The organism is Pseudomonas sp. DCB_AW (assembly GCF_026240895.1).
Taxonomy (GTDB): domain Bacteria; phylum Pseudomonadota; class Gammaproteobacteria; order Pseudomonadales; family Pseudomonadaceae; genus Aquipseudomonas; species Aquipseudomonas kermanshahensis.
On the sequence record NZ_JAPFCE010000091.1, the window covers coordinates 1 to 16954 of the forward strand.

Consider the following 16954-nt stretch of genomic DNA (forward strand, 5'->3'; position numbering starts at 1 on the left):
GGTATGGCAAAAGACATACTCTGGCCATACCGGCCTCTTCGCAGCACAAGGCTGCTCCTACAGGCTGATGCGCTACCCTGCGGTACGGGCAGTAAAGATCAGTCCGGAATGCGCAACACCTGCCCCGGGTAGATCTTGTCCGGGTGCTCGAGCATCGGCTTGTTGGCCTCGAAGATCTTGTTGTACTGGTTGGCGTTGCCATACACGACTACGGCAATGGCTGACAGGGTGTCACCCTTTTTCACGGTAACGAACCGCGCAGCCTGAACGACTGGCCCTGTTACGGTGATCTGATCGTCAACGCTGGCCACACCACTGATGTTACCCGCCGCCAGAATGATCTTCTCCTTCTCCTCCTGGCTGGCCACCTCACCCTTGAGGATGATCTTGTCGCCCTCTACAGTGGCGGTGATGTTCGGATTACCCAGGCCGACGTCTTTCACGTGTTTCTTCAACTGCTCCTCGGCATTGGCATTGCCGGGGGTCAGTAGGTCGATCAACTTCTCGCCGGCTTCCTTCACGAAACTGAACAGGCTCATTGCGTTCTCCTTGTTGATAAAACCTCGGAGCCAGGAGTCTAGGCCAGGATTGCCCACCCTGCCCCAGTGCGACCAATCGACGCGGTCTATCACGGCATAGACCCTAGCGATTAGACGTGACCGGCCCACAGGCCTAGGCTTGTGCTATCAAAAAGCCGCCGGTAGTCAGCCCCGATGAACAGCAAACCTCCGGTCTGCGCGGCCTCATCGCCTTTGGCCTTGCCCGCCGCCAGCAACACCTACGAGTACGTCCAGCTCAGCGACGCCGAGCGTGCCAGCACGCCATTGGCCGAAGAAGTCGCCCTGGCCATCGCCTTCAACGGCCTCAATCAGGCCGTGATGCTGGTGAGCCCGACCGACCTGGAAGACTTTGCAGTCGGTTTCAGCGTCGGCAGCGGGATTGTCGAAGGCACCCAAGAAATCTATGACCTCAAGCTTTCTGGCAGCGGTTCGACGATGTACGCCGACCTGGAAATCTCCAGCCGCGCCTTCTGGAACCTGAAAAACCAGCGCCGCCAACTGGCCGGCACCAGCGGCTGCGGCCTGTGCGGGGTCGAAGCCCTGGAGCAGGCACTGCCAGAGCTTGCCGAACTGCCCGGCGCGCCACTGCCGCCCGCGCACTGGCTGGCTGGCCTGCGCCAGCGCATCGACGCCTTCCAGCCGCTAGGCCAGCATTGCGGCGCGGTGCATGCGGCACTGTTCATGGACCGTAACGGCGAGCTGTTGCTCGGCCGCGAGGACATTGGCCGGCACAACGCCCTCGACAAACTGATCGGCGCCCTGCTGCGCCAAGGCATCGACAGTGAAGGCGGCCTGGCCATCGTCACCAGCCGCTGCAGCCTGGAGCTGATCCAGAAGGTCCTGCGTGCCGGCATCCAGACCCTGGTTAGCCTGTCGGCGCCCACCGGCCTTGCCCTGCAATGGGCACGCAAGCACAACCTCAACCTCATCCACTTGCCCAAGCACAGCGCACCGCGGGTCTACAGCCCAGCGGCGGAGTCGTAACAGCCGTGACCTCGTACCAGCACCTCCCGGACAACGCCCCAGCCTCCTCCCCTCGCTACAAGCCCTACCACGGCCCCGCCGGTGGCTGGGGGGCGTTGCGCAGCGTGGCCAAGGCCTGGGTAGGCAGCGACAATGCGCTGAAGAACATTCGCGCCCTGCTCAAGACCAACCAGAATGGCGGCTTTGACTGCCCTGGCTGCGCCTGGGGCGATTCGCCGGAAAGCGGCATGGTCAAGTTCTGCGAGAACGGCGCCAAGGCAGTCAACTGGGAAGCCACCAAGCGCCGCGTCGATGCCGCCTTCTTCGCCCGCTACAGCGTCAGCGCGCTGCGCGAGCAAAGCGATTACTGGCTGGAGTACCAAGGGCGCCTGACCGAACCGATGGTCTACGACGCGCAACGCGACCATTACCAGCCCATCAGCTGGGAGGCGGCCTTCGCCCTGATCGCCCGCGAACTGAACAACCTGGCAACCCCTGACCAGGCTGAGTTCTACACCTCGGGCCGTGCCAGCAACGAAGCCGCGTACCTCTACCAATTGTTCGTGCGCGCCTACGGCACCAACAATTTCCCGGATTGCTCGAACATGTGCCACGAAGCCAGCGGCGTGGCCTTGGGGCAGAGCGTCGGCGTCGGCAAGGGCACGGTCACCTACGACGACTTCGAGCATGCCGATGCGATCTTCGTCTGGGGCCAGAACCCGGGCACCAACCACCCGCGCATGCTCGACCCGCTGCGCGATGCGGTAAAACGCGGTGCCCAGGTGGTGTGCGTCAACCCGCTGAAAGAGCGCGGCCTGGAGCGCTTCCAGCACCCGCAGAACCCGCTGGAGATGTTGACCAACAGCGACCGGCCGACCAACACTGCGTTCTTCCGCCCGGCTCTGGGTGGAGACATGGCGCTGCTGCGTGGCATGGCCAAGTTCGTCCTGCAGTGGGAACGTGAAGCCCAGGCCAAGGGCGAGCCTGCGGTCTTCGACCACGCCTTCATTGCCGAGCATGGCCACGGCGTCGATGACTACCTGGCCGTGGTCGACGCCACTTCGTGGGAACACATTCAGGCGCAATCCGGCCTGACCCTGGCCGACATCGAGCTGGCCGCGCGCATGTACTGCCGTGGCAAGCGGGTGATCATGTGCTGGGCGATGGGCATCACCCAGCACCGCCATTCGGTGCCGACCATCCAGGAAATCGTCAACCTGCAGCTGCTGCGCGGCAACATCGGCGCGCCAGGCGCCGGCCTGTGCCCGGTGCGTGGCCACAGCAACGTCCAGGGCGACCGCACCATGGGCATCAACGAGCGCCCGCCGGTGGCCTTGCTCGACGCCATCGAAAAGCGCTTCAACTTCCCCGTGCCGCGGCACAACGGCCACAACACCGTCGAAGCCATCCACGCCATGCTCGACGGCCGCGCCAAGGTGTTCATCGGGCTGGGCGGCAACTTTGCCCAAGCCACGCCAGACACCGAGCGCACCGCGCAGGCGCTGCGCAACTGCGAACTGACCGTGCACATCAGCACCAAACTCAACCGCAGCCACCTGGTCCACGGCAAGCAGGCGCTGATCCTGCCGTGCCTGGGCCGTACCGACATCGACCTGCAGGCCGATGGCCCACAAGCGGTGACTGTGGAAGACTCGTTCAGCATGGTCCACGCCTCCAACGGCCAGTTGAAACCGCTGTCGACACAGATGCGCTCGGAGCCTGCGGTGGTTGCCGGTATCGCCGCCGCCACCCTGGGCAAACAACCGGTCGACTGGCACTGGCTGGTGGCCGATTACGACCGCATCCGCGACCTGATCGGCGACACCATCCCCGGCTTCAGCGGCTTCAACGAACGCCTGCGTGAACCGGGTGGTTTTTACCTGGGCAACAGCGCCGCCAGCCGCGAATGGAAGACCGCTACCGGCCGCGCCAACTTCAAGGCCAACCTGTTGCCGGATACCTTGCTTGATGAAAGGGTGCGGGCCAGCGGCCAGTTGCCCGACCTGATCATGCAGTCGATGCGCTCGCACGATCAGTACAACACCACCATCTATGGCCTGGATGACCGCTACCGCGGCGTGCGTGGCCAGCGTGAAGTGCTGTTCGCCAACGAGGCCGACATCGTCCGCCTGGGGTTCCAGCCGGGGCAGAAGGTCGACATCGTTTCGCTGTGGGGGGATGAGCATGTGCGCCGTGTGCATGGTTTCACATTGCTGGCCTTCGATATCCCGGCGGGGCAAGCGGCGGCTTACTATCCCGAAGTGAACCCGCTGGTGCCGCTTGAGAGCATTGGCGATGGCAGCCATACGCCGACGTCCAAGTTCATTGCCATCAAGCTTGAGCGGGCGCGGGATAACAATCGGATTATCTGACATTCACTGCACAATCATTGTAGGAGCGGCCTTGCGTCGCGAAAGGGCTGCGCAGCAGCCCCCAATTTCGGCGTCGCCGCAAATATTGCTGGGGACGCTTTGCGGCCCTTTCGCGACGCAAGGCCGCTCCTACAAAGCCAGCGTATGACTGCGCGGAACGTAACCGGCAAAAACGAAAAAAGCCCTGTTCCGCAACGGTTCAGGGCTTTGTCATAAGTACCTCTGACAGCCAAAAAACGATTAAGTTTCACAGCAAATACAGTAACTTAGAGAATTGTGTACAACTCGTGCTACTCGTCGGATTTCAATTGCCAGCCGCGCTCCAGAGCCTCAAATTCGCCTCGTCATCCCTATGAGGCTCTCTTGATGAAGAAGTACTCCTCGATTCTGTTGTTGTCTTTCAGCTTGCTCAGCGGCGTTGCCATGGCCGGTGGCAATACCGAGGCCGGCATTGGCGGCGCATTGGGTGGGGTACTCGGCTCCGTCGTGGGCAACTCCATCGGTGGTAGCACAGGCGGCGCGATTGGTGCCGGCCTGGGCGGCGCCGCCGGCGGTGCACTGGGTGCCGACAAACGCCAGCGTGGCGAAGCCGCCATCGGTGGCGCGCTGGGCGCTGCAGGCGGTAACGTGGTCGGTCGCTCCGTGGGCGGTACCACCGGTAGCTACATTGGTGCAGCAGCCGGCGGTGGTGCCGGTGGCGCGCTGGGTAACTACATGGGTAACAAGGCCGACGAAGACGAGCGCCATGACGATCGTCGCTACCGTCGCAGCTATGACGACCGCCGTCACTACGACCGTGGCCACCATTACGGCCACCGCAAGCACAAGCGCCACTGGCGCGACTAATGCCTGAGGGCCCAGCCCTGGCAACAAAAGCCCCGCCCGCACCGGCGGGGCTTTTTTATGCCTGTTGCCCCAGCTGAAGGCCAGCGAGCACTGCCTGCAGCGCCTCAGGCAACGGCACAGGCCGGCCGCTTGCCCGCTCGATGAATACCTGCACCACCGTCCCCGCCGCACAGGCGTCTGCTTCACCCGGGCGATACAGGGCCAACCGGTACTCCACGGTACTGCCCGCCAGGCGCGTCACGCCCAGCCCCACCTCAAGCACATCCGGAAAGCCCGGCAGGGCGAAGAAGTCTGCAGCCGAACTGACCACAAACGCCGCCAGCGCACCCTCGCGCAGGTCGAATTCGGCCTGCTCCACCAGAAACGCCTGGATAGCGGTTTCGAAGAAGCCATGCACGGTGGCACCGGCGATATGGCCGTTGTGGTCGTTGTCTTGCGGGCGGGTGAGGATGGGGTGGAAGTGGGTGAATGCGGAACGCTGAGGAGATTCGGTCATTAGTTATCCACAGTTGATGACACCAGAAGGAAGCTTCCCACAACAATATCGGAAGGCATATAGTCGCAATCAACTATAGATTGCATAGCATGGTTTATCCCGATGAAACCGAGAAAAACACCCGTGCCCACTCATCAAGTAGACCATGCCAACCTGAGCCGATTGGCTGAAGCAGGACGCATCAACGCCACTCACATCGTCGGCCAACCGGGAGGCTGGGCCGTTCAGGTCGATATCAATCAGCAGGAACACATTCTGACCGCCCAACGCAGCGGCAACGTGAGGCTGTTCAAGAAATTCGAAACCCTGGTGACTTACCTGCTCGATCTGGGTATTGAGCATTTCGAAGTCGATGCATCCACGTTTGATCCTGTGCAAACGAGTACCTATCAACGGCCGGATCGTGCCCAGGCCCTCAAAAAAGCCCATGAGGCCGCAGCCTATGAGGCTTGGTTTACTGAACAGGTCGAGGCAAGCCTGAACGATACTTCACCGCTTATGGAGGATGAAGAAGCGGAACGACTGTTTGCCGCACACCGCGCTGCGCTCAGGGCCAAAATTCGCTGATGCGCCTGGTATGGCGTCAGATGGCACGTAAAGACCGTTTTCGCATCATGGACCATATTGCGCAAGATAACCCTGAAGCGGCCATCATGCTGGACGAATCCTTCAGGGAGAAAGCCAGGCGCGCTGCACACAATCCTTCTCTGTACAGAAAGGGCAGGTACCCAGAAACTCGAGAAATCGTGGTACGGCCTAACTATGTGATGATTTACCGCGTCTCGGGCGAGTGCGTTGAGATCATCCGTATTCTGCATGCACGGCAAAAATGGCCTTGATTCACATACGAAAAAGCCGCCCCTGAGGGCGGCTCTGTCGTTGCAACTGCTAGCAGCTTACAGCTGTGGACCAGCAGCCTTGATCGCGTCGGAAACTTCGAATTTCTTGAAGTTTTCGATGAACAGCTTGGCCAGGCCTTTGGCCGCTTCGTCGTAAGCGGCTTTGTCAGCCCAGTTGGTGCGCGGGTTGAGCAGCTCGGTGTCGACGCCCGGAACGGCTTTTGGCACGTCCAGGTTGATGATGTCCAAGTGCTCGGTTTCGGCGCCTACCAGTGCACCGCTCTGGATCGCAGCGATCACAGCACGGGTGGTCGGAATGCTGAAACGCTTGCCAACGCCGTAGCCACCGCCGGTCCAGCCGGTGTTGACCAGGTAAACCTTGGAGTTGAAGCCGTTGATGCGCTTGATCAGCAGCTCAGCGTACTCGCCAGCCGGACGCGGGAAGAACGGCGCGCCGAAGCAGGTGGAGAAGGTCGACTTGATGCCGCCGCCCGAACCCATTTCGGTGGAACCGACCAGCGCGGTGTAACCGGACAGGAAGTGGTAAGCAGCCTGTTCGTTGTTCAGGATCGAAACCGGAGGCAGAACGCCAGTCAGGTCGCAGGTCAGGAAGATGACCGCGTTAGGCTCGCCACCCAGGTTCGCTTCGGAACGCTTGGCAACGTGCTCCAGCGGGTAGGCCGCACGGCTGTTCTGGGTCAGGCTGACGTCGGTGTAGTCGGCGTGCTTGTTGGCGTCGAGTACGACGTTTTCCAGCACTGCGCCATGCTTGATGGCTTTCCAGATGACCGGCTCGTTCTTCTCGGACAGGTCGATGCACTTGGCGTAGCAGCCGCCTTCCATGTTGAAGACAACGCCTTCGCCCCAACCGTGCTCGTCGTCACCGATCAGGTAACGGCTTTCGTCGGCCGACAGGGTGGTCTTGCCGGTGCCGGACAGGCCGAAGAACAGGGTCACATCGCCTTCTTCGCCGATGTTGGCAGCGCAGTGCATTGGCAGCACGTCAGCGGCCGGCAGCAAGAAGTTCTGCACCGAGAACATGGCTTTCTTCATTTCACCGGCGTAACGCATACCAGCGATCAGCACTTTCTTAGCGGCGAAGTTGATGATGACGCAGCCGTCGGAGTTGGTGCCGTCACGCTCAGGCTCGCACACGAAGTTGGCAACGTTGAGCACTTGCCACTGGTCACGGCCAGCCGGGTTGAACTGTTCAGGGTTGATGAACAGGCAACGGCCGAACAGGTTCTGCCAGGCAGTCTGGGTGGTCATCTTCACCGGCAGGTAGTGCTCGGCGGCCGCCCCTACGTGAACGTAGGAAACGAAGTGATCCTGGGCGTTGTTGAACGCCTCGACGCGGTCCCACAGGGCATCGAACTTGTCGGCCGGGAACTTGCGGTTGATCGGGCCCCAGGAAATGGCATCCTGGGTGGAAGGTTCTTCGACGATGAAACGGTCAGCCGGCGAACGGCCAGTACGGTGCCCAGTCTCAACGACCAGTGCGCCGGTATCGGCTAGTACGCCTTCACCGCGTTGCAGCGCTTCTTTTACCAGCTCATCGACGCTCAGGTCGGTGTACACGGTGTTGTTGGCTTGCGTCATGAGATACCCCATCCGGCCCGAGGCCGAGTGCTCCAAACGTTTTGTAGTTGTCTGTAAAAAACTACTACAGCGAAAAAAGTGGCCGGATTATGCCAGAAAAGCCCAAAAAAAGTAGGCCCCTCCTGTCGTAACCGCGCTTTTGCGCAATTAGACAGGAGATTTCCCTGCAATTAATCGTTTCAGTGGCGAGTTTCTGAGGCCGTGTCCGTGCCGCCACCCGCAAACAGTTGCGCCACATCGCTTGCATCGAAGAAATAGCGCTCGTTGCAGAACTGGCAATCGATCTCCACCTTGCCACCACACTCCTCGACCAACTGCTTGGCGTCGTGCTCGCCGAGGCTGACCAGCGCATTGCCGGAGCGCTCGCGCGAGCAGCTGCAGTGGAAGCGCAGGGGTTCGATGTCGAACAGGCGCACCGCGTCTTCGTGGTACAGACGGTGCAGCAAGGTTTCGTTGTCTTCTTGCCACTCTTCAGGCTTGAGTGTTTTGGCCAGGGCTACAACGTGCTGCCAGCTGTCCTCGCGCTCTTCGTCGTCCGGCTGGCGATCACGTGGCAATTGCTGCAACAGCAGGCCGCGGGCCTTGCCATCTTTGGCATCGAGCCAGAAACGAGTGTTGAGCTGTTGCGACTGAACGAAGTAATTGGTGAAGCACTCCGACAGGTTGGCACCGTCCAGGTCCACGGTCCCCTGGTAGCGCTGGCCGTTAACTGGGTCGATGGTCAGCGTCAGATGGCCGTCGGGCATCAGCTGCGCCAAGGTCGCGTCGGCAGGAATCTGATCGGCTTCGTAACGGGCCACGCCGCGGATTTCGCGCTCGCCCGAGCATTCCACCATCAGCAGCGGGATCGGCCCCTGAGAACGCGCCTGCAGGATCAGCAGGCCGTCGAACTTCAAGGCACCCACCAGCAATGCGGTGGCGGCCATCAGTTCGCCGAGCAGTGCGGCCACGGGTTGGGGGTACGGGTGACGCGCCAGCACTTCGGCATAGCTGCGGTCGAGCCCCACCCACTCACCGCGGATATCGCGGTCGTCGAAGAGGAAACGTTGGGTGAAATCGGTATCCGGCAATTCGCTCATAGGTTCTGGCTATCTAAAAATGATGACAAAATGGTTACACGGCGTTTCGAAATACTGCGAAGCCCGTGGCAGAGCGCTCACAAGGCGCTCCGATTCCTGTTGGCAATAGAGGTATCTTATGGACAATCGACCACTGTTCCAAGCAAGGTGGTCCTTCGGGCCCTTGGCAGCCTGCACACTGCTGCCCATCGCTCTACTGTGTTTCTGGTTATGGCCTTTTGGCCAGATCCTGTGCCTGACTTTCGACGAGTGGCTGTTCCACAGCCTCAATGCGCCGCTGGCCGACAACACCACCTGGCGCTACATCTGGACCCTTGGCAGCCTGCGCCCGTTCGACATCGTGGTCGGGCTGATCCTTCTGGCGGTGCTGATCCGTGGCAACTGGGTGTTCAAAGCCTGCCAGGTGCGTGAGGCGTTTTTCGGCTTTCTGGTGACCCTGATCCTATTAGTGGTGATTCGCGCGCTGTTTTCCAAGTGGGTGGATGCTGCGGGGTGGCAACACAAGAGCCCGTCGATGATCTTCGATGACGTCGTGCACCTCAGTGACTATTACCCGAACCTGGAAGCGGCCTGGGAACTCAAGGACCGCTCCAGCAAGAGTTTCCCGGGCGATCACGCCTCGGTGCTGCTGGTCTGGGCGTTGTTCATGAGCGTGTTCAGCCGTCGCCTGATGCACTACCTGGTGGTCTGGGGGCTGGCGCTGGTGTTCATGCTGCCACGCTTGGTGGCGGGCGCCCATTGGGGCCAGGACGACTACATCGGCGGGTTGCTGATGGCGGTGCTGGCGTTGGGGTGGAGTTGCTATACGCCACTGGCGGCCAAAGGCAGTGCGGCGTTGATGCGCTGGACGGCGCCGTTGTTTGCCCTGGCAGCCAGGTTACCGTTGGTCGGTAGATTGGCGGTGGTTCGCTAACAGCGGGGGCCGCTTTGCGGCCCATTCGCAGGCAAGCCAGCTCCTACCTCGATCGCGCTGCCTTAGGGGCCTAGCTAATCAAAGCTACCGTGCAGTTGGTGAATCTGTCGACGCTGCTTCTTGTTTGGCCGGCCATCGGTGGTCACACCCATCGCCCCGGCCTTGCGCATTTCAGCAGCCTGTTCGCGGCGGCGCACACTCTCTTCGGTTTCTGCATACAGCGCCTGCGCTTCGGGGGCTCCGCGCCTGACCACCGACAGCGCCTTGACCACCACTGTGCGCTCGTCAAACCCGGTGCGCAGGACAAACTCATCCCCTACCCTCGGTTCCTTGCCCGGCTTGCAGCGTTCGCCCCGGCAATGCACCTTGCCACTTTCGATGGCCGCCTTGGCCAGCGCCCGAGTCTTGTAGAACCGCGCCGCCCATAGCCATTTGTCCAGGCGAACCTTGTCGTCTTCTTCCGCCTTGTGTGCCATCCCGTTACCTCGAATTCTGTCTTTAATCGAACTGTACTACCGTATCTTGCGGATGCAAAAAGTCCACGCCGTGCTTACAGTTCACCACCTTATCCCCTGGGTGCGCTTCGTGAAGACATTTGACCATTTGACTGTGATCGGCCTGCGCGAGTGGGTAGCCCTGCCCGACCTTGGCGTCGCCGGGCTGCGCGCCAAGATCGACACCGGCGCCAGTACGTCCAGCCTGCACGCCACTGAGGTGGAACAGTTCGAACGTGACGGCCAGCCGTGGGTCCGATTTACTGCGCACCTGGGTTCGGTGGTGCAGTTGCGCCACCGACGTTGCGAAGCGCCACTGGTGACCATGAAGACCATCAAGAGCTCCAATGGCCACGCCCAGACCCGCTATGTGATTCGCACATCGCTGGCGCTGGGCGATAGCGTGTGGGAAGTCGAGTTCACCCTGGCCTGTCGCAAAGAGATGCGCTACCGCCTGCTGCTGGGTTCCAAGGCACTTATTCACGGCCACTTGGTGGTCAACCCTGGCCTGAAGTACGTACAAGACAAACCGGCCTTTCCGGCCACCCTTTCCCCTGTCACAGGTGCTGCATGAAGATCGCTGTGCTGTCGCGCAATCCGCGTCTGTATTCCACCCGCCGCCTGGTCGAAGCCGGTACCCAGCGTGGCCACGAAATGGTGGTGATCGATACCCTGCGGGCCTACATGAACATCGCCAGCCACAAGCCGCAGATCCACTACCGCGGCAAGCCACTGGAAGGCTTCGATGCGGTGATCCCGCGCATCGGTGCCTCGGTGACGTTCTATGGCTGCGCGGTGCTGCGCCAGTTCGAAATGATGGGCGTGTACCCGCTCAACGAGTCGGTGGCCATCGCCCGCTCGCGTGACAAGCTGCGCTCGTTGCAGTTGCTGTCGCGCCGTGGCATCGGCCTGCCGATCACCGGTTTCGCCCACTCACCTGACGACATCCCGGACCTGATCCAGATGGTCAACGGCGCGCCCCTGGTGATCAAGGTGCTGGAAGGCACCCAGGGCATTGGCGTGGTGCTGTGCGAAACAACTCAAGCTGCAGAGTCGGTGATCGAGGCGTTCATGGGCCTGAAGCAGAACATCATGGTGCAGGAATACATCAAGGAGGCCGGCGGGGCCGACATTCGCTGCTTTGTGGTGGGTGACAAGGTGATTGCCTCGATGAAGCGTCAAGCCAAGCCCGGCGAGTTTCGCTCCAACCTGCATCGGGGTGGGGTGGCCAGCCTGATCAAGATCACGCCGGAAGAGCGGATTACCGCCATTCGTGCCGCCAAGGTGATGGGGCTGAGCGTGGCGGGCGTGGATATCCTGCGCTCCAACCATGGGCCGTTGGTGATGGAGGTGAATTCGTCGCCGGGGTTGGAAGGGATTGAAGTGACCACCGGCAAGAACGTGGCCGGGATGATCATCGAGCACCTGGAGAAGAATGGCGGGCCGAATCAGACTCGGACCAAGGGTAAGGGCTGAAATGTTGGGGCTGCTTTGCAGCCCATTCGCAGCACAAGGCTGCTCCTACAGGGGTTACGCGTTTCCTTGTAGGAGCAGCCTTGTGCTGCGAATGGGCCGCAAAGCGGCCCCGACAATCACACCGCATTACGCGGCAGCAAAAGCCCCAACGGCAACCTGACCCGCGCCTCGATCCCGCCACCCGACCGGTTGCGCAACTCGACATTCCCGCCATGCTGGGCCGCGATGCGCTTGACGATCGCCAGGCCCAACCCGGTGCCCTTGCCTCCACGGGCACGGTCACCGCGAATGAACGGGTTGAAGATCGTCTCCAGCTCCGACTCGTCGATCCCCGTCCCCCGGTCCAGCACGCTGAGCACCACGTAAGGCGCGCTCTCGTCGCCGGACACATAGGCCGCCACTTCCACGCCCTTGCCGGCATGGTGCAGGGCGTTGCCGATCAGGTTGCCCAACATGCGCTTGAGCGAAACCCGGCGCAGCGGGAACGGCGGAATCGGCTCCAGGCACAGCCGTACACGTTCTTCGGGCTGGTTGTACGGGGCCACCACTTCGCGCACCAGGTCGGCCAGGTCGACCTCTTCCACCGGCTCGTCACGGCCATCGCGAATGAACGCGAGGAACTGGTCCAGAATCGCGTCCATGTCCTCGATATCGCGGACCATGTCATCGCTAAGCTCGTTGTCACTGTCCAGCAGCGAAAGCGACAGGCGCAGCCGCGTCAGCGGTGTACGCAAGTCGTGGGAAACCCCTGCCAGCATCAACTCGCGTTCACGCCCGGCCTGCTCGACATCCTCAGCCATCTGGTTGAACGCGCGGTACACCTCGGTCATCTCACTGGGCGTATCGCTGATTGGCAAGCGCACGCTGCGCCCCTGGCCCAGTTGCCGGGCGGCGAACACCAGGCGCTTGAGCGGCTGGTTCAGCTGGCGCACGAAAATCCAGGCAGAGGCGGTGGACAACAGGCCGATGGCCAGGAACCAGCCAAGCACGTTCCAGATCTTCTGCCCACGCAACGGGTGCGGGTACAGCGGCACTTTGAGCCAGCCAGGACCGAGGCTCGGCGCATTGACCCACAACGCCGGTGGCGCATGGATGCGCAGGCGTACTTCGGTGTCTTCGCCCAGTTCGGCCTGCATCTGGCGCTGGTAGATCTCGCTGTAAGGCCAGTGCTGCTCGCCTTCCGGCACACCCGAGCCGGTCACCCGGATCAGCCCTGCGGCTTCGGCGATCTTGTCACGGTTCTCTTCATCGGCAGCCCAATAGGCGCGCAAGGTCAATGCCACACCGTGGCTGTACTGACGGTCGACCAGCACATCCTCGTTCATCAACAGGTAAACGAGGGTCAGCGCCTTGGAAAACAGGACGACGATCAGCACCAGCCACAGCGTGCGGGCGAAGAAGCTTTGCGGAAACCACAACGGCGTTCTCATGGACGACGCGGCATCATTTGCCGGCGTTTCCGTCCGGCACGAAGACGTACCCTACGCCCCAGACCGTCTGGATGTACCGTGGCTTGGACGGGTCGGGCTCGATCATGCGGCGCAGGCGCGAGATCTGCACGTCGATGGAACGCTCCAGGGCATCCCACTCGCGGCCACGGGCCAGGTTCATCAGTTTGTCGCGGGTCAGCGGTTCACGCGCATGCATGACCAGCGCCTTGAGCACGGCGAACTCACCGGTGGTGAGCATGTGCACTTCGTCGCCGCGTTTAAGCTCGCGGGTGGCCAGCGACAGCTCGTAATCACCGAAGGTGACCGATTCGTCCTCGCTGCCCGGGGCACCCGGGACGCTCGGTGCCTGGCGGCGCAGCACGGCCTTGACCCGGGCCATCAGCTCGTCCGGGTTGAAGGGTTTGCCCAGGTAGTCGTCAGCGCCCAGCTCCAGCCCTTTGATGCGGCTGAGCTCGTCGCCTTTGGCAGTGAGCATGATGATCGGGATCTGGTTGTTCGACTGGCGCAGGCGCTTGCAGGCGGACAGGCCGTCTTCGCCCGGCAGCATCAGGTCGAGCACCACCAGGTTGAACACCTCCCGCGCGAGCAGGCGGTCCATCTGTTCGGTGTTGGGCACCGCGCGGGCACGGTAGCCCTTGCTGGTGAAGAAACGCTCCAGCAGGCTGCTCAGCCCCGGATCGTCGTCGACGATGAGAATCTTGTCACCTTCAGCGGTGTTTGCAGTGCCGGTCATGAATTACTCCTCTGGTATCGCCGCGCATTATGGCGTAGCCATTGCAACGCGTGCCGTGAGCATTGTTAGCAGATTTTTCCCCCGGCGCCAGTTCCGGGCCGTTCAGGCTGGCTTGGCGCCATCACCGCAAGCCGGTCACGATGGGTATAATGCGCGGCTTTCATCCAGTGCCGTCGGGCTGCAAACCCGCGCGCGGCCCCCGTATTCACAATTGTCAGGTGGTTTACATGGACAGCATCAACAGCCGTATCGCCGAGGAACTGGGCGTACGCCCACAACAGGTCGAAGCGGCCGTGGGCCTGTTGGACGAAGGCTCGACCGTGCCCTTCATCGCCCGTTACCGCAAGGAAGTGACCGGCAGCCTGGACGACACCCAACTGCGCCACCTGGAAGAGCGCCTGCGCTACCTGCGCGAACTCGACGAGCGCCGCGCCAGCATCCTGTCCAGCATCGAGGAACAGGGCAAGCTGACCCCGGAACTGGCCCGCGAGATCAAGCTGGCCGACACCAAGACCCGCCTCGAAGACCTTTACCTGCCGTACAAGCAAAAGCGCCGCACCAAGGGCCAGATCGCCCTGGAAGCCGGCCTCGGCGAGCTGGCCGACGGCTTGTTCAACGACCCGCAACTGACCCCGGAAACCGAAGCGGCCCGCTTCGTCGACGCCGAAAAGGGCGTGGCCGATGTCAAGGCGGCGCTGGAAGGCGCGAAATACATCCTCATGGAGCGCTTCGCCGAAGACGCCGCCCTGCTCGACAAGCTGCGCAACTTCCTCAAGCAGGAGTCGGTGCTCAGCGCCCGCGTGGTGGCTGGCAAGGAAGAAGAAGGCGCCAAGTTCCGCGACTACTTCGCCCATGACGAACTGCTGCGCAACGCCCCGTCGCACCGTGCCCTGGCGATTTTCCGCGGGCGCAACGAAGGCATCCTGAGCGCCTCGCTCAAAGTCGGTGAAGAACTGCCTGGCACCCTGCACCCGTGCGAAGTGATGATCGGCAACCACGTCGGCGTTGAAAACCGCAGCCGGCCGGCCGACAAGTGGCTGGGTGAAGTGGTGCGCTGGACCTGGAAGGTCAAGCTGTACACCCACCTGGAAACCGACCTGTTCGGCGAACTGCGCGACAACGCCGAAAGCGAGGCGATCAACGTGTTCGCCCACAACCTGCACGACCTGCTGCTGGCCGCCCCGGCTGGCCCGCGCGCCACCTTGGGCTTCGACCCAGGCCTGCGCACCGGTTGCAAGATCGCCGTGGTCGACGCCACCGGCAAACTGCTGGACTACACGACGGTCTACCCGCACGCGCCGAAAAACGACTGGGACCGCACCATTTCCATCATGGCCGCACTGTGCGCCAAGCACTCGGTGGAACTGATCGCCATCGGCAATGGCACCGCCAGCCGCGAAAGCGACAAGCTGGTGGCCGAACTGGTCAAAAAATACCCAGCCCTGAAAATCACCAAAATCATGGTCTCCGAGGCCGGTGCGTCGGTGTACTCGGCATCGGAACTGGCCGCCCGCGAGTTCCCGGACCTGGACGTATCGATCCGCGGCGCCGTGTCGATTGCCCGTCGCCTGCAGGACCCACTGGCAGAGCTGGTGAAGATCGACCCGAAATCCATCGGTGTCGGCCAGTACCAGCACGACGTGTCCCAGCTGAAACTGGCCCGTGGCCTGGACGCCGTGGTCGAGGACTGCGTGAACGCCGTGGGCGTGGACGTGAACACGGCCTCGGTGGCGCTGCTGACCCGCATCTCCGGCCTCAACGCCACGCTGGCACAGAACATCGTCGCCCACCGCGATGCCAACGGCCCGTTCGCGACCCGTGCAGCGCTGAAAAAGGTCAGCCGCCTCGGTGAGAAAACCTTCGAACAAGCCGCCGGCTTCCTGCGCGTGATGAACGGCGACAACCCGCTGGACGCCTCCGCCGTGCACCCTGAGGCCTACCCGCTGGTGCAGCGCATCGCCGCTGGCACCGACCGCGACATCCGCTCGCTGATCGGCGACAGCAGCTTCCTCAAGCGCCTGGACCCGAAGAAGTTCACCGACGAGTCCTTCGGCCTGCCGACCGTTACCGACATCCTGCAAGAGCTGGACAAGCCCGGCCGCGACCCACGCCCTGAGTTCAAGACCGCCACCTTCCAGGACGGCGTCGAAGACCTCAAGGACCTGGAGCCTGGCATGATCCTCGAAGGCGTGGTCACCAACGTCACCAACTTCGGTGCCTTCGTCGACATCGGCGTGCACCAGGACGGCCTGGTGCACATCTCGGCATTGTCCGAGAAGTTCATCAAAGACCCGCGTGAAGCGGTCAAGGCCGGCGACGTGGTCAAGGTCAAGGTCATGGAAGTGGACATCCCGCGCAAGCGTGTCGGGCTGTCCATGCGCATGGGCGATACCCCGGGCGAGAAGGTCGAAGGCAACCGTGGCGGCGGCCGTGGCAACGGCGGCAATCGCCAGCAGCAGGCCCCGCGCCAGCGTGAAACTGCCACTGCCGCCCCGGCCAACAATGCCATGGCGTCGTTGTTCGCCAACGCCAAGCAGCTGAAGAAGAAGTGATGGACGCCCCGCGCGAATACGTCGAAAGCGCCTTCAGCCAACTGCTTGGCTGCCGCCTGCAACGCCTGGACACAGGCGTTGCCGAAGTGGCCCTGGCGCTCGAGCCGCAACTGCGCAACCGTGGCCAGAAACTGCACGGTGGGGCGATCTTCAGCCTGGTGGACATCGCCATGGGCCTGGCCTGCTCGGCCAGCCATGGTTTCGACCAACAGAGCGTGACCATCGAATGCAAGATCAACTACATGCGCGCGGTCAGTGATGGCGAGGTGCTGTGCACGGCCCGTGTGCTGCACGCCGGGCGGCGCACGCTGGTGGTCGACGCCGACGTAGTTCAAGGCGACAAACTGGTGGCCAAAGCGCAAGGAACCTTTGCGGTTCTCTAGCTCACCAAGCTGTATCTGCGGTATTTTCAGCAGCAACTTGGTGCCACTTCGTGCCGCATCGCCGGCAAGCCCGATGCGCAGTACGACACGTTCAACGAAGCGGTCAACGGGGTATCGGTGTCACGCAAGGGCAATACGCCGGTCAACGTACCGGCCAGCGTCGCTAACCTGTGGCTGACCTACAGCTTCACGTCCGCG

Annotated in this window: 17 protein-coding genes and 1 pseudogene; 11 read left to right on the top strand and 7 right to left on the bottom strand. The window is 62.2% G+C overall.

The window, feature by feature from the left end; all coding sequences use genetic code 11:
* Nucleotides 1-98: 98 nt before the first annotated feature.
* Nucleotides 99-539 (bottom strand): peptidoglycan-binding protein LysM, encoded by a 441-nt coding sequence (lysM, locus tag OO306_RS25840; protein WP_265970222.1) that lies wholly within the window; start codon nucleotides 537-539, stop codon nucleotides 99-101.
* A 174-nt stretch (nucleotides 540-713) separates the two neighbouring features.
* On the opposite strand from lysM, the gene fdhD reads away from it, so the two are divergent.
* The 3 genes from fdhD to OO306_RS25855 all read left to right on the top strand — a co-directional run bounded on the left by fdhD (nucleotide 714) and on the right by OO306_RS25855 (nucleotide 4741).
* Nucleotides 714-1544, top strand: coding sequence for a formate dehydrogenase accessory sulfurtransferase FdhD (gene fdhD / locus OO306_RS25845; protein WP_265970223.1), 831 nt, complete (start codon nucleotides 714-716; stop codon nucleotides 1542-1544).
* 5 nt (nucleotides 1545-1549) lie between these two features.
* The gene (locus OO306_RS25850; protein ID WP_265970224.1) at nucleotides 1550-3895 is read left to right on the top strand and encodes an FdhF/YdeP family oxidoreductase; all 2346 of its coding nucleotides are present in this window, start codon (nucleotides 1550-1552) and stop codon (nucleotides 3893-3895) included.
* A gap of 366 nt (nucleotides 3896-4261) precedes the next feature.
* Nucleotides 4262-4741 (top strand): glycine zipper domain-containing protein, encoded by a 480-nt coding sequence (locus tag OO306_RS25855; protein ID WP_027595195.1) that lies wholly within the window; start codon nucleotides 4262-4264, stop codon nucleotides 4739-4741.
* A gap of 55 nt (nucleotides 4742-4796) precedes the next feature.
* Here OO306_RS25855 and OO306_RS25860 read toward each other — a convergent pair whose 3' ends face one another.
* Nucleotides 4797-5237 (bottom strand): thioesterase family protein, encoded by a 441-nt coding sequence (locus tag OO306_RS25860; protein WP_085273862.1) that lies wholly within the window; start codon nucleotides 5235-5237, stop codon nucleotides 4797-4799.
* A 102-nt stretch (nucleotides 5238-5339) separates the two neighbouring features.
* On the opposite strand from OO306_RS25860, the gene OO306_RS25865 reads away from it, so the two are divergent.
* Together OO306_RS25865 and OO306_RS25870 are read left to right on the top strand one after the other, a co-directional pair.
* Nucleotides 5340-5804, top strand: a complete 465-nt coding sequence (locus OO306_RS25865; RefSeq protein WP_265970225.1) for a hypothetical protein — start codon at nucleotides 5340-5342, stop codon at nucleotides 5802-5804.
* Nucleotides 5804-6076: a type II toxin-antitoxin system RelE/ParE family toxin gene (locus OO306_RS25870; RefSeq protein WP_085273864.1), complete on the top strand. Its 273-nt coding sequence runs from the start codon at nucleotides 5804-5806 to the stop codon at nucleotides 6074-6076. The genes OO306_RS25865 and OO306_RS25870 overlap by 1 nt, the downstream gene beginning before the upstream one ends.
* A 57-nt stretch (nucleotides 6077-6133) precedes the next feature.
* On the opposite strand, the gene OO306_RS25875 is transcribed toward OO306_RS25870, so the two are convergent.
* Together OO306_RS25875 and hslO are read right to left on the bottom strand one after the other, a co-directional pair.
* Nucleotides 6134-7675: a phosphoenolpyruvate carboxykinase gene (locus tag OO306_RS25875; protein WP_027595193.1), complete on the bottom strand. Its 1542-nt coding sequence runs from the start codon at nucleotides 7673-7675 to the stop codon at nucleotides 6134-6136.
* Nucleotides 7676-7854: 179 nt separating this feature from the next.
* A complete protein-coding gene (hslO, locus tag OO306_RS25880) occupies nucleotides 7855-8754 on the bottom strand; it encodes an Hsp33 family molecular chaperone HslO (protein WP_027595192.1) in 900 nt (299 codons plus the stop codon).
* A gap of 118 nt (nucleotides 8755-8872) precedes the next feature.
* On the opposite strand from hslO, the gene OO306_RS25885 reads away from it, so the two are divergent.
* Complete coding sequence (locus tag OO306_RS25885; RefSeq protein WP_027595191.1) at nucleotides 8873-9667, top strand: phosphatase PAP2 family protein; 795 nt, start codon at nucleotides 8873-8875, stop codon at nucleotides 9665-9667.
* Between the two features lie 74 nt (nucleotides 9668-9741).
* On the opposite strand, the gene OO306_RS25890 is transcribed toward OO306_RS25885, so the two are convergent.
* Nucleotides 9742-10143, bottom strand: coding sequence for an RNA-binding S4 domain-containing protein (locus tag OO306_RS25890; protein WP_027595190.1), 402 nt, complete (start codon nucleotides 10141-10143; stop codon nucleotides 9742-9744).
* A 109-nt stretch (nucleotides 10144-10252) separates the two neighbouring features.
* Between OO306_RS25890 and OO306_RS25895 the strand changes: the two genes are divergently transcribed.
* Together OO306_RS25895 and rimK are read left to right on the top strand one after the other, a co-directional pair.
* Nucleotides 10253-10735, top strand: a complete 483-nt coding sequence (locus OO306_RS25895) for an ATP-dependent zinc protease (protein WP_027595189.1) — start codon at nucleotides 10253-10255, stop codon at nucleotides 10733-10735.
* On the top strand, nucleotides 10732-11637 hold the full coding sequence (gene rimK, locus OO306_RS25900; protein ID WP_012316721.1) for a 30S ribosomal protein S6--L-glutamate ligase: 906 nt from the start codon (nucleotides 10732-10734) through the stop codon (nucleotides 11635-11637). Before OO306_RS25895 ends, rimK begins: the two co-directional genes overlap by 4 nt.
* Nucleotides 11638-11753: 116 nt before the next feature.
* On the opposite strand, the gene OO306_RS25905 is transcribed toward rimK, so the two are convergent.
* On the bottom strand, nucleotides 11754-13067 hold the full coding sequence (locus OO306_RS25905) for an ATP-binding protein (protein ID WP_027595188.1): 1314 nt from the start codon (nucleotides 13065-13067) through the stop codon (nucleotides 11754-11756).
* A gap of 13 nt (nucleotides 13068-13080) precedes the next feature.
* Nucleotides 13081-13821 (bottom strand): two-component system response regulator OmpR, encoded by a 741-nt coding sequence (ompR, locus tag OO306_RS25910; RefSeq protein ID WP_085273867.1) that lies wholly within the window; start codon nucleotides 13819-13821, stop codon nucleotides 13081-13083.
* Between the two features lie 227 nt (nucleotides 13822-14048).
* Between ompR and OO306_RS25915 the strand changes: the two genes are divergently transcribed.
* The 3 genes and pseudogenes from OO306_RS25915 to OO306_RS25925 all read left to right on the top strand — a co-directional run.
* A complete protein-coding gene (locus OO306_RS25915; RefSeq protein WP_265970226.1) occupies nucleotides 14049-16373 on the top strand; it encodes a Tex family protein in 2325 nt (774 codons plus the stop codon).
* A complete protein-coding gene (locus OO306_RS25920) occupies nucleotides 16373-16756 on the top strand; it encodes a PaaI family thioesterase (protein WP_265970227.1) in 384 nt (127 codons plus the stop codon). Before OO306_RS25915 ends, OO306_RS25920 begins: the two co-directional genes overlap by 1 nt.
* A 72-nt stretch (nucleotides 16757-16828) precedes the next feature.
* A pseudogene (locus tag OO306_RS25925) lies at nucleotides 16829-16954 on the top strand (hypothetical protein); the annotation flags it as partial.

Coding starts and splice junctions, on each gene's coding strand:
- lysM (WP_265970222.1), bottom strand. CDS start 539: ATGAGCCTGTTCAGTTTCGTGAAGGAAGCCGGCGAGAAGTTGATCGAC.
- fdhD (WP_265970223.1), top strand. CDS start 714: ATGAACAGCAAACCTCCGGTCTGCGCGGCCTCATCGCCTTTGGCCTTG.
- OO306_RS25855 (WP_027595195.1), top strand. CDS start 4,262: ATGAAGAAGTACTCCTCGATTCTGTTGTTGTCTTTCAGCTTGCTCAGC.
- OO306_RS25860 (WP_085273862.1), bottom strand. CDS start 5,237: ATGACCGAATCTCCTCAGCGTTCCGCATTCACCCACTTCCACCCCATC.
- OO306_RS25865 (WP_265970225.1), top strand. CDS start 5,340: ATGAAACCGAGAAAAACACCCGTGCCCACTCATCAAGTAGACCATGCC.
- OO306_RS25870 (WP_085273864.1), top strand. CDS start 5,804: ATGCGCCTGGTATGGCGTCAGATGGCACGTAAAGACCGTTTTCGCATC.
- OO306_RS25875 (WP_027595193.1), bottom strand. CDS start 7,675: ATGACGCAAGCCAACAACACCGTGTACACCGACCTGAGCGTCGATGAG.
- hslO (WP_027595192.1), bottom strand. CDS start 8,754: ATGAGCGAATTGCCGGATACCGATTTCACCCAACGTTTCCTCTTCGAC.
- OO306_RS25885 (WP_027595191.1), top strand. CDS start 8,873: ATGGACAATCGACCACTGTTCCAAGCAAGGTGGTCCTTCGGGCCCTTG.
- OO306_RS25890 (WP_027595190.1), bottom strand. CDS start 10,143: ATGGCACACAAGGCGGAAGAAGACGACAAGGTTCGCCTGGACAAATGG.
- rimK (WP_012316721.1), top strand. CDS start 10,732: ATGAAGATCGCTGTGCTGTCGCGCAATCCGCGTCTGTATTCCACCCGC.
- OO306_RS25905 (WP_027595188.1), bottom strand. CDS start 13,067: ATGAGAACGCCGTTGTGGTTTCCGCAAAGCTTCTTCGCCCGCACGCTG.
- ompR (WP_085273867.1), bottom strand. CDS start 13,821: ATGACCGGCACTGCAAACACCGCTGAAGGTGACAAGATTCTCATCGTC.
- OO306_RS25915 (WP_265970226.1), top strand. CDS start 14,049: ATGGACAGCATCAACAGCCGTATCGCCGAGGAACTGGGCGTACGCCCA.
- OO306_RS25920 (WP_265970227.1), top strand. CDS start 16,373: ATGGACGCCCCGCGCGAATACGTCGAAAGCGCCTTCAGCCAACTGCTT.